The sequence below is a fragment of the Saccharothrix sp. CB00851 genome (assembly GCF_001905065.1).
GTDB lineage: Bacteria > Actinomycetota > Actinomycetes > Mycobacteriales > Pseudonocardiaceae > Actinosynnema.
Map to the genome: position 1 here is coordinate 206,507 of NZ_LWLC01000066.1, position 14,198 is coordinate 220,704.

General features: G+C 71.7%; 11 protein-coding genes. 2 read left to right on the top strand and 9 right to left on the bottom strand.

All coding sequences use genetic code 11. From position 1 onward, the window contains the following. The first annotated feature begins 107 nt into the window (after positions 1–107). Positions 108–608, top strand: coding sequence for an ANTAR domain-containing protein (locus tag A6A25_RS41855; RefSeq protein WP_073900326.1), 501 nt, complete (start codon positions 108–110; stop codon positions 606–608). Here the strand turns inward: A6A25_RS41855 and treZ are convergent. The 6 genes from treZ to A6A25_RS41885 form a co-directional block, all read right to left on the bottom strand. Beyond that, positions 586–2,325: a malto-oligosyltrehalose trehalohydrolase gene (gene treZ, locus A6A25_RS41860; RefSeq protein ID WP_073900154.1), complete on the bottom strand. Its 1,740-nt coding sequence runs from the start codon at positions 2,323–2,325 to the stop codon at positions 586–588. The two genes, A6A25_RS41855 and treZ, sit on opposite strands and share 23 nt — an antisense overlap. Beyond that, positions 2,322–4,496 carry a malto-oligosyltrehalose synthase gene (gene treY, locus A6A25_RS41865; protein ID WP_073900156.1) on the bottom strand — a complete coding sequence of 725 codons (2,175 nt, stop codon included), beginning with the start codon at positions 4,494–4,496 and terminating at the stop codon, positions 2,322–2,324. Before treY ends, treZ begins: the two co-directional genes overlap by 4 nt. Then, a complete protein-coding gene (gene glgX / locus A6A25_RS41870) occupies positions 4,493–6,619 on the bottom strand; it encodes a glycogen debranching protein GlgX (protein WP_073900158.1) in 2,127 nt (708 codons plus the stop codon). Before glgX ends, treY begins: the two co-directional genes overlap by 4 nt. A gap of 49 nt (positions 6,620–6,668) precedes the next feature. Next, positions 6,669–7,013, bottom strand: a complete 345-nt coding sequence (locus A6A25_RS41875) for a hypothetical protein (protein WP_073900160.1) — start codon at positions 7,011–7,013, stop codon at positions 6,669–6,671. 91 nt (positions 7,014–7,104) lie between these two features. Further along, positions 7,105–8,994, bottom strand: coding sequence for a 4-alpha-glucanotransferase (gene malQ, locus A6A25_RS41880; protein ID WP_073900162.1), 1,890 nt, complete (start codon positions 8,992–8,994; stop codon positions 7,105–7,107). Positions 8,995–9,115: 121 nt separating this feature from the next. Further along, a complete protein-coding gene (locus A6A25_RS41885) occupies positions 9,116–10,036 on the bottom strand; it encodes a LacI family DNA-binding transcriptional regulator (protein ID WP_073900163.1) in 921 nt (306 codons plus the stop codon). 109 nt (positions 10,037–10,145) lie between these two features. Between A6A25_RS41885 and A6A25_RS41890 the strand changes: the two genes are divergently transcribed. Next, positions 10,146–10,610, top strand: coding sequence for a peroxiredoxin (locus tag A6A25_RS41890; RefSeq protein WP_073900165.1), 465 nt, complete (start codon positions 10,146–10,148; stop codon positions 10,608–10,610). Between the two features lie 660 nt (positions 10,611–11,270). Here the strand turns inward: A6A25_RS41890 and A6A25_RS41895 are convergent. The 3 genes from A6A25_RS41895 to A6A25_RS41905 all read right to left on the bottom strand — a co-directional run bounded on the left by A6A25_RS41895 (position 11,271) and on the right by A6A25_RS41905 (position 14,033). Further along, on the bottom strand, positions 11,271–11,855 hold the full coding sequence (locus tag A6A25_RS41895; RefSeq protein ID WP_073900167.1) for a TetR/AcrR family transcriptional regulator: 585 nt from the start codon (positions 11,853–11,855) through the stop codon (positions 11,271–11,273). Positions 11,856–11,857: 2 nt separating this feature from the next. After that, the gene (locus tag A6A25_RS41900) at positions 11,858–12,808 is read right to left on the bottom strand and encodes an LLM class F420-dependent oxidoreductase (protein WP_073900169.1); all 951 of its coding nucleotides are present in this window, start codon (positions 12,806–12,808) and stop codon (positions 11,858–11,860) included. 286 nt (positions 12,809–13,094) lie between these two features. Continuing rightward, positions 13,095–14,033, bottom strand: coding sequence for a M23 family metallopeptidase (locus A6A25_RS41905; protein WP_073900171.1), 939 nt, complete (start codon positions 14,031–14,033; stop codon positions 13,095–13,097). Positions 14,034–14,198: the final 165 nt, after the last annotated feature.

The window sequence follows — 14,198 nt, forward strand, 5'->3', positions numbered from 1 at the left end:
GGTCAGCGAGAGCTGTGGGCTTGCCGGTGCTGGCACCCGCGTGCCCGAACGCTCTCGCACTGCTGGCCTGGCTGACCGGTACCGACGTGCGAGAGAGGAGCCCGACCGTGGTCGGGGACAACGGGCACGATTCGCTGACCGCGCGGATCGCCAGCCTTGAGGCCGAGATCGTGGGACTGCGCAAGGCGGTGCAGACGCGCACCGTGATCGGGCAGGCCACCGGCCTGATATCCGCCGTGCAGGGCTGCACGCCACAAGAGGGCTTCCAGCTGCTCGTGCGGATGTCGCAGCACCACAACGTGAAGCTGCACACGATAGCGCTGAAGCTGCTCGACCTCTCCGCCGAGCTGGGGCCGAGGCGGGCGGTGCGCGCCGTCAACACCTCCCCCGAACCGGACGACGGCCCGGTCGCCGTCGCCGGGTGGCCCGGGGTGGAGGTGGTGAACGCGGCACGCGGGCTCGTCGCCGCCTATGACGCGGCGCAGTACTCCGGTGCCGACCGGCCGGAGGAGCGAAGACGCCTGGCCGACCAGGTCGAGTCGGCCGGTCGGCTGCTGGCCGAGAAGCTCACCGAAGTCGGTTGGCTCATCCCCGACCAGGAGGCGTGACCGCCGCGCGTTCCACGATCGTGAAGGTGTCGGCGGGCAGGTGCACCGCCTGCCCGTCCACCCCGGTCCCCACCTTCACCTCCGCGGACGCGAGCAGCACCTCGCCCGCCTCGACGTCGAGGCGCACCACGGTGTCGTCCCCGAGGTTGCACACCACCCGCAGCGAACCCCGGTGCAGCACGAGCACCGACCCCTCCTCGCGCACCACGAACCGGTCCAGCCGGGGGTCCGCGAGTTCCGGGCGTGACCGGCGCAGCGCGATCAACGCCCGGTAGAGCTCGAACAGCTCCCGGTGACCGGGTGACGACACCTCGTCCCAGCGCAACGTCGACCGCCGCACGGTCTCCGGGTCGATCGGGTCGGGCACCTCCGACTCGCCCCACCCGTGCCTGCCGAACTCGCGCCGCCGACCCGTGCGCACCGCCTCGGCCAGCTCCGGGTCCGGGAACGACGCGAAGAACTGCCACGGCGTGCTCGCCGCCCACTCCTCGCCCATGAAGATCATCGGCGTGTACGGGGAGCAGAGCACGATCGCCGCGCCGACCGCCTGCCGCCGCCACGACACGGTCGCCGACAGCCGGTCGCCGGTGGCGCGGTTGCCGACCTGGTCGTGGTTCTGCAGGTAGGCGAGGAACCGGTGGCCGGGCAACCGGTCGCGGTCCACCGGCCGGCCGTGGTGCCTGCCCCGGAACGACGACCAAGTGCCCGCGTGGAAGAACACCTCGCGCAGCGTCCGGCCCAGCGCTCCCTCGAAGTCCGGGTAGTAGCCGAACGTCTCGCCGCTCAACGCCACGTGCAGCGCGTGGTGCAGGTCGTCGTCCCATTGGGCGTGCAGGCCGTAGCCGCCGCCTTCCCGCGCGGTGACGAGCTTGGCGTCGTTCAGGTCCGACTCGGCGATCAACGTCAACGGCCTGCGCACGGCGGCCGACAACGCCTCCACCTCGACGGCCAGCTGTTCCAGCACGTGCAGCGCGCTGCGGTCCACGAGGGCGTGCACGGCGTCGAGCCGCAGCCCGTCCACGTGGAAGTCGCGCAGCCAGCCCAGCGCGTTGTCGATCACGTACCGGCGCACCTCGTCGGACCCCTCGCCGTCGAGGTTCAGCCCTGGTCCCCAGTCGTTGCTGCCCGCGAAGTACGGCCCGAACCGGTCGAGGTACGCGCCGGACGGCCCGAGGTGGTTGTAGACCACGTCCAGCAGCACGGCGAGCCCGCGCGCGTGGCAGGCGTCCACGAACCGCTTGAACCCGTCCGGCCCGCCGTACGGCTCGTGCACCGCGCCCCACAGCACGCCGTCGTAGCCCCAGCCCGCAGTGCCGTCGAACGAGTTCACCGGCATCACCTCGACGTGCGTGACGCCGAGGTCGACCAAGTGGTCCAGCCGCTCGATCGCGCCGTCGAACGTGCCCGCGGGCGTGAACGTGCCGATGTGCAGCTCGTAGATCACCGCGCCGGGCAGCGCCCGCCCGGTCCACGCCCGGTCGGTCCAGCCGAACGCCGAGTGGTCGTAGACCCGGGACGCCGAGTGCACCCCGTTCGGCTGCCACCGCGACCGCGGGTCGGGCAACGGCTCGTCGGAGTCGTCCAGCAGGAACGCGTAGTCGACCCCGGTCACGTCCGAGTGCCACCACCCGCCGTCACCGGCCGTCATCGCGTGGTCGCGACCGTCGACCCGCACCCGGACGCGCTCGTGCGCCGGCGCCCACACCGAGAAACTCACCGATCTCCCCTGCTCAGCAGTGCCACCGGGTAGCGGTCCAGCAGTTCCGCGAGCAGCGGCGAGGCCGGGCGGGAGGTGAGCACGTCGGTCCACTCCCCCGGCGGCAGCGGCAGCACCGCGTCACCCCAGCCGCCCGCGTTCGCCAACCCCACCGGAAGCCTGGTCGCCACCACCACCAGACCGTTCCGCTCGAACGCGACCACGTGGCGTGCCGTTCGCCCGGACGCCTCCAGCGGCCGGTAGCCGCGGAACAGCTCGGGCCGTTCCCGGCGCAACCGCAGCGCGCGCTGCACGACCAGCAGCTTCGCCGCGCCCGAGTCGTCCACGTCCGGCAGCCAGCCGTCCTGGATGCGCTCCAGCAGCCGGCGCCGCACTTCGTAGTCGACGGGTCGGCGGTTGTCCGGGTCGACCAGCGACAGGTCCCACAGCTCGGTGCCCTGGTAGACGTCCGGCACGCCGGGCGCGGTGAGCTGCACCAGCTTCTGGCCCAGCGCGTTGGACCAGCCCGGTGCCACGATCCGGTCGACGAACGACGCCACCTCGGCCGCCACCGGACCGGCCAGCACCTGCTCCGGCCACGCCGCCACGGCCGCCTCGAACTGCTCGTCGTGGTCGATCCACGTGGTGCGGACCTTCGACTCCTTGGCCGCCTTGTCCAGGTAGGCGCGCATCCGGTCGGCGGTGATCGGCCACGCGCCGACCAGCGACTGCCACGCCAGCATGTTCAGCGACGGCTCGTCGATCGGGTGCGCGGCGGTCCACCGGCGCACCGCCTCGGCGAACTCGCCGGGCAGCTCAGCCAGCACCGCGAGCCGGGCCCGCACGTCCTCCGACCGCTTGGTGTCGTGCGTCGACAGCGCCGTCATCGACGCCGGTGACCCGGCCTCCCGCAGCGCGGCGCGGGCGTGGAACTCGGTCGGTGGCACGCCGAAGCGGTCCGGGGCGCCACCGACCTCGTTGAGCGCCACGAACCGGGTGTAGCGGTAGAACGCGGTGTCCTCGGTGCCCTTGGCGACGACCATGCCGGACGTCTGCTGCAGGCGCGTGGCCAGCTCGCCGTGCGGTTCGGCGCGCACCTGCCGGTCCAGCGCCGGTGCCGCCGGTGACGTGGCCGCGTTCACCGCCTCCGTCCACGCGTCGAGCCCTTCGGGCAGGTAGGAGCGGTAGACCGGGAAGTTGACCATGACCTCGGCGACCGCCCGCTCGGCCTCGGCCCGGTCCACGTCCCGCACCAGGGCCGCGATCCGGCGGACCTCGGCGCGCAGGATCGTCCGGGTCACCAGGTCGCGGCACTCGTGCTCGACCGCGGCGAAGTCGGTCGGCACGGCGAACTCCTCGGCCAGCGCGGTGAACGCCGCCTCGCCCGCCGGGTCCACGAACAGGCCGCAGACCTCGCGCAACGCGTCGTAGCCGGTGGTGCCGTCGGCGGGCCAGCTCACCGGCAACCGCTCGTCCGCGCCGAGGATCTTCTCCACCACCAGCCACACGCCCGAGCGTTCTTTGAGCCGCCGCACGTACTCGCCGGGATCGGCCAGCCCGTCGGGGTGGTCGACCCTCAACCCGGTCACCTCACCCGCCGCCACCCACCTCAGCACCTCGCCGTGCGTGGCCTCGAACACCGCGGGCTCCTCCACCCGCACCGCGGCCAACGTGGTGATGTCGAAGAACCGCCGGTAGTTCAGCTCGGTGTTGCCGCGCCGCCAGAACACCAACCGGTAGTGCTCGTGCTCCTCCTCGGACGCCTCGTCACCCGCGAACGGCAGCAGCAGGGGCCCCGAGTCCCAGTCGATGTCGAAGAACCCGGCGTACCGCGACTCCCGGCCGTTCCGCAGGACGTCCCACCACCACTTGTTCACGTCGTCAGGGCCGACCGCCATGTGGTTGGGCACGATGTCGAGCACCAACCCGAGCCCCGCCCGCTTGAGCGCCTTGTGCAGCGCCACCCGACCCGACTCGCCGCCCAGCTCCTCGCGGGCGCGGGTCGGGTCGACCACGTCGTAGCCGTGGGTGGAGCCGGGCACGGCCTCCAGCACCGGTGAGGCGTACAACGCGCCGACACCCAACGCGTCCAGGTAGTCGACCACGGCTTCGGCGTCGGCGAACGTGAAGTCGGGCGTGAACTGGATGCGGTAGGTCGACGACGGCGCACCACCGACCGGCTCGCCGCTCACTCCTGCTCCAGCCGTTGCAGCACCACCAGCGACCGGGCCACCAGCGTGAGCGTGCCGGCCGCCGCCACGACGTCACCCTGCTCGGGAAGTGGCGTCACCTCACCCGTCGCGGTGTCGATGACGACCGTCCACTGGGAACCATAGCCTTCCTCGGGCAGCGTCACCTCGATATCCTCGTGGTGCGCGTTGAACGCGAGCAGGAAGGAGTCGTCCAGCACCCGCATCCCCCGCTGGTCGAGGTCGGGTATGCCTTCGCCGTTGAGGAACACCACCACGCAGCGGCCGAAGTCGTCGCCCCAGTTCTGCTCCGTCATCTCTTCACCCGAAGGTGTGAACCAGGCGATGTCGCGGAGTTCGTCGCCCTTGCGGATCGGCTTGCCCTGGAAGAACCGGCGCCGCCGCAGCACGGGGTGCTGCCGGCGGAACGCGGTCAGCGCCGACGTGAACTCGACCAGGTCCCGGTTCTTCTCCGCCAACGTCCAGTCCACCCAGGACAGCTCGTTGTCCTGGCAGTAGGCGTTGTTGTTGCCCCGCTGGGTCCGGCCGAGCTCGTCGCCGTGCAGCAGCATCGGCACGCCCTGCGACAGCAACGCGGTGGCCAGCAGGTTGCGCCGCTGCCTGGCCCGCAGGTCGTTCACCTCGGGGTCGTCCGTCGGCCCCTCGACACCGCAGTTCCACGACCGGTTGTCGTCGGCACCGTCACGGCCGTCCTCGCCGTTGGCCTCGTTGTGCTTCTCGTTGTACGACACCAGGTCGTTGAGCGTGAACCCGTCGTGCGCGGTGACGAAGTTGATCGACGCGTACGGGCGGCGGCCGTCGTCCTGGTACAGGTCGGACGACCCGGTGATGCGGGACGCGAACTCGCCCAGCGTGGCCGGCTCGCCGCGCCAGAAGTCGCGCACCGTGTCGCGGTACTTGCCGTTCCACTCGGTCCACAGCGGCGGGAAGTTGCCGACCTGGTACCCGCCCGGCCCGACGTCCCACGGCTCGGCGATCAGCTTCACCTGCGACACCACCGGGTCCTGCTGCACCAGGTCGAAGAACGTGGACAGCCGGTCCACGTCGTAGAACTCGCGGGCCAGGGTCGCGGCCAGGTCGAACCGGAACCCGTCGACCCGCATCTCGGTCACCCAGTACCGCAGCGAGTCCATGATCAGCTGCAACGTGTGCGGGCTGCGCACGTTCAGCGAGTTCCCGGTGCCGGTGTAGTCCATGTAGAACTGCGGCTCGTCGTCCACCAGCCGGTAGTACGCCTGGTTGTCGATGCCGCGCATGGACACCGTGGGGCCCAGGTGGTTGCCCTCGGCGGTGTGGTTGTAGACCACGTCGAGGATGACCTCGATGTCCGCCTCGTGCAGGGCGCGCACCATGCCCTTGAACTCCTGCACCTGGTTCGCCGACTCCGGCAACGCGGCGTAACCGGCGTGGGGCGCGAAGAACCCGATCGTGTTGTAGCCCCAGTAATTCCGGAGGCCCTTCTGCTGCAGTCCGTGATCGGTGATGAAGTGGTGCACCGGCATCAGCTCGACCGCCGTGACACCGAGGCCGCGCAGGTGGTCGATCACCGCGGGGTGCGCCAGCCCCGCGTACGTGCCGCGCAACCGCTCCGGCACCTCGGGGTGCTGCATGGTCAGGCCGCGCACGTGGGTCTCGTAGATGACCGACTCGTTGTACGGGGTCTTCGGCGGGCGGTCGTTCGCCCAGTCGAAGAACGGGTTGACCACGACCGACAGCGGCACGTGACCGGCCGAGTCGAGGTCGTTGCGCGAGTCCGGGTCGCCGAACCGGTAGCCGAACAGCGACTCGTGCCAGTCGACGTCGCCGGTGATCGCCTTGGCGTACGGGTCGATCAGCAGCTTGTTCGGGTTGCACCGCAGGCCGCGCTCCGGGTCGTGCGGCCCGTGCACGCGGTAGCCGTACTTCTGCCCGGGACCGACGCCGAGCAGGTAGCCGTGGTGGACGAAGCCGTCCACCTCCGGCAGCCGCACGCGCGTCTCGGTCCCGTCATCGTCGAACAGGCACAGCTCGACGTAGTCCGCGACCTCCGAGAAGAGGGTGAAGTTGGTGCCCACGCCGTCGTAGGCGGCGCCGAGCGGGTAGGGAGTTCCGGGCCACGGCCGCACAGGGTTTCCTCCGGACGAGCTTGGACGTTCCGACCCCTACCGTTCTAGATCACGTCCTGCCGGCGTGCGACCTGACGAGCTGGCCGCGCGCGGCGACCAGGAGCAACCTCGCCTCCTGCCACTCGCAGTAGCGCAGGTGCTCGCAGGCGGCCTCGGCGCAGGCCACCGCCTGGGCGAGCGCTCCGTCGGAACCCACGTCGGTGCGCCGCAGAGCGTCCCGAAGGGACTCTTCGGCGTCCAGGGCGCCGGAAAGCGGATCGGCCAGGTTCGACGGTCGGACGGCCACCAGGACCTTCTCGACGGTCGACTCCAGAGCGTCCGCGGGGGTGCTGCTGCTCTGGGGAATCATCTGCTCGGGCACCAGCCCGGTACGGGACATCAAGTCGGTGTTCACGGGTGACTGCCACCTCCAACCTTGGCGCGGGTGACTGGTTGACGATACTCCGCGGCCGGGCCGCGCGCTGTGACGTGCGGGTTTCGCTTCATCACGAACCGCTCCCGTCGAGTGTGGGCGTGCGGCCGTCCGCCAGCACCCCGGCCACCCGCCGCACGCGCGGGTCGACGAACAACTCGTCGAGCGCGACGGGCAGCGGGATGCGCCAGTTCGGGTACTGGTCGGTGGTGCCGGGCAGGTTGGGCTGGCGGGTCTCGCCCAGCGCGTCCTGCGGCGAGGTCAGCACGAGCACGGAACGGGCTTTCGCGAGCAGTGCGTGGAACGCGGTAACCAGGTCATCGGCAGGTACACCTTCCTGCTTGAGGAGTTCGAGCAACTCCCCGCGCTCACGCTCGGCTGCCCGGTATTCCCCGTCCACCGGCCCCTCAAACTGCCCCAGTTCGGCTCGCACCCGAATGTGTTCGGCGGCCAGGAACCCGGCCACCGTCGGCAGGTCGTGGGTGGAGATGCTCGCCATGGCCGACGCGGTCCACTTCTCCGGCGGCACCAGCGGGTGGTCGGGCAGGTCGTACTCGCGCTGGAACCACAGCACCGCCGAGCTGAGCACGCCGTGCTCGTGCAACGCCTCGGTGACCTTCGGCTCGACCGTGCCGAGGTCCTCGCCGACGACGACCGCGCCGGCCCGGTGCGCCTCCAGCGTCAGCACGGCCAGCATGGCGTCCGGGTCGTAGTGCACGTACGTGCCGCGCTTGGGTGGCTCGCCCGGCGGGATCCACCACAGCCGCCACAGGCCGGCGACGTGGTCGATGCGGATGCCGTCGGCGTGCCGCAGCACGCTGCGCACCACGGCCCGGAACGGCTCGTAGCCCTGCTCGGCGAGCCGGTCGGGCCGCCACGGCGGCAGGCCCCAGTCCTGGCCGAGGCGGCTGAACGCGTCCGGTGGCGCGCCGACCGTGACGTCCGCGGCGAACGCGTCGCGGACGGCCCACGTGTCCGCGCCGCCGGGGTTGACGCCCACCGGCAGGTCGTGCACGACGCCGACGGGCATGCCCGCGTCACGCGCGGCCCGGCGCGCGGCGGCCAGCTGCTGCTCGCACAGCTCCTGCAGCCACGCGTGGAACGCCACCCGCTCGGGGTCGGGGGTGGCGGTGGCCGGGTCGCGCTGCTCGGGCGGCCACTCGCGCCAGTCCGGGCCGTGCACCTCGGCCAGCGCGCAGAACCGGGCGAAGTCCAGCAGCTCGCCCTCGGGCGCGCGGTGCTCCTCATGCCGCCAGAGCAGTTCGAGCGCCTTGGCCTTGGCCGTCCAGACGGCGTCGTAGTCGATCAGGTCGGTGTCGGCGGGCGGGCGCAGCGCGTTGATCTCGGCACGGGTGGCGTCGTCGGCGGCGCGGTAGGCCGGGACGTCGGAGATCCGCAGGTAGAGCGGGTTGGCGAAGCGACGGCTCGACGGCGAGTACGGCGAGCGCTCCACCGGCAGGGTGGGGCTGATCGCCTGCACCGGGTTGACCAGCAGCACGCCCGCGCCGAGTTCGGCCGCGCTGCGCCGGGCCAGCGTGGCGAGGTCGGCGTAGTCGCCCATGCCCCACGACTCGGCCGAGCGCATCGCGTAGAGCTGGAGCATCCACCCCCACGACCGGGGGACGGGTGAGAGCTTGCGCGGCGCGACGATCACGGTCCGCGCACCGAGCCGGTGGTAGCCCAGCGGCAACGCGGCGGGCAGCTCGACCTTGCCGCCGTCCTCCAGCTCGACCGTTCCGGGCTCGGTCAGGACGTCGCCTTCGCGCAGGACGACCGTGCGCGGCGGTACTTTCGCCGCGGCGAGCGCGCGCCGGACCGCCTCCGGCGTCGAGGCGTCCACGTCCAGCTGCGCGAGCACCGCGACCACCACATCGGGGTCGACGTCGGCTCGGCGTTGGGTGGCGTCCTCGTAGTGGGTGGCCACGCCGTGGGCCTCGGCCAGTGCCGCGAGCTCGTCGTCCACGTCGGACAGCTTCGCCTTCCCCGTCGGTCGGAATCCAGGCTGGTGACAACTGGTCACCCAAAGGTTGCAGGAGGTTGCCCGTGGTTAATAACCCAGCCGAGTGAGTTCAAACCTCGCCGCGTCAAGAACCTGCCGGGCCGGTCGACTCGCGCACCACCAGCTGCACCGACGGCGGCTCGGTGTCGTCCTCCTCGCCGCGCAGCCGGGCCAGCAGCACGTCCACGGCGTGCTCGCCGCGTTCCCGCCAGGCGCCCTCCACCGCGGTCATGCCCACGGCGCGGGCCAGGTCGGTGCCCTCCAGGCTGACGATCGACACGTCACCGGGCACGTCGCGGCCGTCGCGGCGCAGCCGCAGGAACACGCCCAGCGCCACCTCGCCGCTCGTGCTGATCACCGCGGACGGCAGCCGTTCGCCGTCGAGCAGCGCGTCCACCACCTGCTCGCCGCCCGCCACCGTCGAGGACGACCACAGCGTCCACTCCGGACGGACCGACAGCCCCTCGGCGACCAGCACCTCGTCGTAGGACTCGTCGATGTCGCCGGCCAGCACCAGCGCCACGTCCCGGTGGCGCAGCCCGGTGAGGTGGCCGACGGCCAGCCGCAGCGCCTCGCGCAGGTCGCCGTCCCACACCGCGACCACGGGCACGTCCAAGCCCGCCAGCGCGGCGTCCTCGGCGTCGGTGAGGTTGACCGCGAGCGCGAGCACCCCGTCGACCCGCCGGGCCAGCGGCAGCTCCTCGAAGAACCGCTTGCGCGCGTCGGCGTCGCGCAGCACGTAGAGCAGCACGTCGTACCCGGCCTGCCGCAACGCGCCCTCCGCGCCCGCGAGCAGGTCGCCCCGGCCCACGTCGGCGGTCAGCACGGCGACCGCGTACCGCCGACCGCCGGCGAGGCTGGACGCGTCCCGCGCGATCGCGTACCGCATCCGCTTGGCGACCTCGGTCACGTACCGGCGGGTCGCCTCGGACACGCCGGGCTCGCCGCGCAGCGCCCGCGACACCGTCGCCGCGGACACCCCGGCGGCCCGCGCGACGTCGGACATGCTCGTCAACTCACACCTCCCGGCCTGGTACGAGATTAGCGAGAACCGTACGGTTGCCTTGTCCCCAGCACCCTGCGGCACGTGATCGACACCCTGCGAGAGGACCGCCATGAAGGCAGGCGACCAGGCACCCGACTTCACCCTGCCCGACCAGGACGGCACGCCGCGCACGCTGTCCGGGCTGCTCGCCGACGGCCCCGTGGTGCTGTTCTTCTACCCCGCCGCGATGACCGCCGGGTGCACCGCCGAGAGCTGCCACTTCCGCGACCTCGCGGCCGAGTTCGCAGAGGTCGGGGCGCAGCGGGTGGGCATAAGTCCGGACTCCGTGCAGCGGCAGAATGAGTTCGCCACCCGGCATGAGTTCGACTACCCGCTGCTGTCCGACGGCGACGGCGAGGTGGCCGCGCGGTTCGGGGTGAAGCGCCGCTTCGGGCCGCTGCCGGTGAAGCGGCACACGTTCGTCATCGACACCGACCGGACCGTGATCGACGTCATCAAATCCGAGTTCGCCATGAACACCCACGCCGACAAGGCGCTGACCGTGCTGCGCGAACGGGCCGACCGCACCGCCTGACCGCCATAGAGGGAAGATCAAAAGCCCTGAAAAGCGTCCTCGCCGGACGGGCAGATCAGCAGGATGACATCCCCCGGTCCCGTCTCGGTCTTGTTGGGTTGGGAACTCCGGTTGGGTTGGTGGTCCCGGACTCCGTGTCATCCCACCGACCTCCCTCCGGGTTACCACACGTGTCAAGGGCGGCGCGAGCCCTAAGTGAAGTAGCAGGCAAAGGTGGACGCGCCGCCCTTGACACGTGCGGTAAGGCTGCGCCAGGTCGGCGGGATGACACGAAGCCCTCCTATGAGGGAGAAAGAGCGCCGCCAGTGGCACGTGCAGGGGGTCGCCGGCGAGCGCGGGGACGAACAGGCCCGGGGCGGGTGCGGCCGCTTTTCAGAAGTAGGGGTTCGTGTCATCCCGCCGACCTGGCGTAGCCCTACCGCACGTGTCAAGAGGGCGTCGTGCAAGCGCTGCCTGATACCCCAACTTCGGGCGCCCTCTTGACGCGTGTGGTAGCCCGGAGGGAGGTCGGTGGGATGACACGCACCCCGGGACCACGACGCAACAGGACATCCCCGACGCAACGAGACCGAGACGGAACGAGCGGGAGGTCATCCTGCTGATCTGCCCGTCCGGCGAGGACGCTTTCAAGCTTTTCGAAGCTTTGAAAGCCGCACCCCATCACCAGGGCCGCAACCCGGCCAGGACAAAGTCGGCGATCTCCTCACCGAGCTGCGCCGGCGACTTGGGCCCCTCCGGCCGGTACCAGGTCGGCAGCTGGTTGACCACGCCCAACGCGATCAGCACGACCGTGTCAGCAGGCACGCCCGAGCCGAACTCACCGGCCCGCTGCGCCTGCTCGACCACGGACCGGAACGTCTCGTGGTACCTCCGCCGCTCAGACCGGAAGCTCGCCATCCGCTCGGCGTCCAGCCGGTGCATCTCGCGCACGAACACCGCGGTCTCGTCCACGCTCGCCGCCGTCGTCTCGACCAGGCTGACCAGGATCCGCCGGACCGTGGTGGCCGCGTCCAGCCGGGCCGCCACGATCCGGTCCAGGTCGGCCATCTGCCGCCCGATCAGCGACCGGTAGATCTCGAACAGCAGGTCGTCCTTGGACCCGAAGTAGTGGTAGAGCGCGCCCTTGGTGACCGAGGCGGCCTCGACGACCTCCTGCACCGTCGTCGCGTCGAACCCCTTCGCGGCGAACAACCGCACGGCCGCGCCCACGATCCGCTCGGGCGTCGCCCCGGTGCGCCGCGCCACGGTCAGGCCCCCGGCGCCAGGGCGCGCACCAGGTCGAGCTGGTCCGCGCCGGTGGGCAACAGGGCGATGACGGGCGTGTCGACGCCGTTGGCCGCGTACTTCGCCACGTGCGCGCGGCACTCGTCCACGCTGCCGTGCACGATCAGCTGGTCCACCACCTCGTCGAGGATGAGCGCGCCCGCGCCGCGCCGGTCACCGGACGCCCACGCCTCGTGCATCGGGCGCAACGCCTCGCCGCGGCCGAGCCAGTCGTGGAACGCCGCGTACGCGGGCACGGTGAGGTACGTGCTGATCAGCATCCGCCCCAGCGCACGGGCCGCGGCGGCGTCCTCGGTCGGGCACACGAAGATCCGGGCGGCCAGCTCGCCGCCGTCCATCTCGGCACGCACCTTGGGCACGTCGTCCGCGCCGAGCCAGTTGGTGATCGCGCCGTCGGCCTCCCGGCCGGCCAGCCGCAGCATCCCCGGGCGCAACGCCGCCAGCATGATCGGCACCCGGTGCTCGGGCGCGCGCTCCAGCTTGAAGCCGCGCACGGCGAACGTCTCGTACTCCTCGGACACCTTCTCGCCCGTCAACGCCGCCTTGAGGAACCGCAGCGTGTCCCGGGTGCGCTTGAACGGGTCGCGGAACGGCACGCCGTTCCAGCGTTCGACGATCGCGGGCGAGGACGACCCGATGCCCAGCACGAACCGCCCGCCGGACACCTCGGCCAGGGTCGCCGCGGTCATCGCCAGCGTCGCCGGTCCGCGCGTGTACACGGGGGCGATGGCGGTGCCGAGCCGGACGCGGTCCGACCACTGCGCGGCGAGCGCCAGCGGCGTGAACGCGTCGGTGCCCGCGGTCTCGGCCGACCAGACGTCGGTGTAGCCGAGGTCGGCCAGTTCGGCCACCAGCGCGCGGTGGTCGAGCACCGGCACGCCGGTCAGCGGCAGCGTGATTCCCCAACGACCCACGATCGCCTCCCTGAAGGTGTCCGGCCGCCACCGTACCGCAGGTACCGACCAGTCGGTATGCAACCGTACAAGACCACCCGGGGTGGCGCAGCTCACGCGTCGCCCGTCCCAGAGCCGGGTAGCCAAACCTTGCGCGTACCCGCCCCTGTACGCCGTTCTGCCCCGCCGGAGTGAGCCCGGCGGGGCAGAACGTGGTACGCGCCGACAAGCCGTCGTGCGTGGCCCTGGGCGCGGGGTTCGCGCGTGCTTCGAATGTCGAGCGCGCTTGCCGCGGTACGCGAAGTCTCTACAGGGAGATGCCGCGCTCGCCCAGCCAGCCGACCGGGTCGATCTTCTGCGAGCCGTTGATCCACACCTCGAAGTGCAGGTGCGGGCCGGTGGACTGGCCGCGGTTGCCCATGGTGGCGATCTGCTGGCCCGCGTTGACCCGCTGACCCGCCGACACCAGGCTCTCGTTGATGTGGCCGTAGATGGTGATCGTGCCGTCGTCGTGCCGCACGCGCACCCACAGGCCGAAGCCGGACGCCGGGCCCGACTCGACCACGACGCCGTCCATGGCGGACAAGATCGGGGTGCCGATGGAGTTGGCGATGTCCACGCCGTAGTGGGTGGTGCCCCAGCGGGCGCCGAAGCCGGACGTGAACGAGCCCTCGGCGGGCTTGGCGACCTTCGGCCGGCTCGCAGCCTCGGCGGCGGCCCGCTCGGCGGCCTGCTGCTCGGCGATCCGGGCCTGTTCTTCGGCGATCCGGGCATTCTCGGCGTCGATGCGGGCCTGCTCGGCCGCGGCGGCTTCCTGCTGCCGCTTCAGCTCGGCCTGGCGCGCGGCGTAGCCGTCGGACGCGCGGCGGATCGCCTGGTCGACGTGCTGCCGGACGAAGAGCCCTTCGGAGCGCAGCAGCTTCGCCGCTTCGAACGCGGGCTCGACGGCGTGGACGGTGCGGACCTCGGCCTCGCGGGGCGCGGAGGTGTGCACCAGGGCGGCCGCCAGGTCGGAACTCGCGCCGACCGGGAGGAACCGGGCGTCGCCGCCGTCGAGGCCGCCGGTGGCGCCCACGCCGGTGGCGAGGGCGCCCGCCGCGACGACGACCGCCGCGACCCGGCCGCTCACGGGCTTCCGATCGCACTCCGCGCGGTGGGAGCGTTTGCGGGAGGAGGTGTGGGGCGCGGTGAACGCGCGTCGACCTCCGGCTTTCGTGTGCCGTGCCAAGGTAGTGCCTTCCTGCATCGGGGAGCACGGCCCGGTCACAGGGACACCTGGCGGGGGATCCAGGCTGGCGGCGCTTTCGGGGAGCGACGCCGTGTCCCTATGGTGACCGAACCGTGACATGCGGCGGGGACCGTAACCCGATGTAACAAGAAAGGGCAAGCCCTGGCGAAACCACTAGTGCTT

Coding starts and splice junctions, on each gene's coding strand:
- A6A25_RS41885 (WP_073900163.1), bottom strand. CDS start 10,036: ATGTCCGACGTCGCGCGGGCCGCCGGGGTGTCCGCGGCGACGGTGTCG.
- A6A25_RS41905 (WP_073900171.1), bottom strand. CDS start 14,033: ATGCAGGAAGGCACTACCTTGGCACGGCACACGAAAGCCGGAGGTCGA.
- A6A25_RS41890 (WP_073900165.1), top strand. CDS start 10,146: ATGAAGGCAGGCGACCAGGCACCCGACTTCACCCTGCCCGACCAGGAC.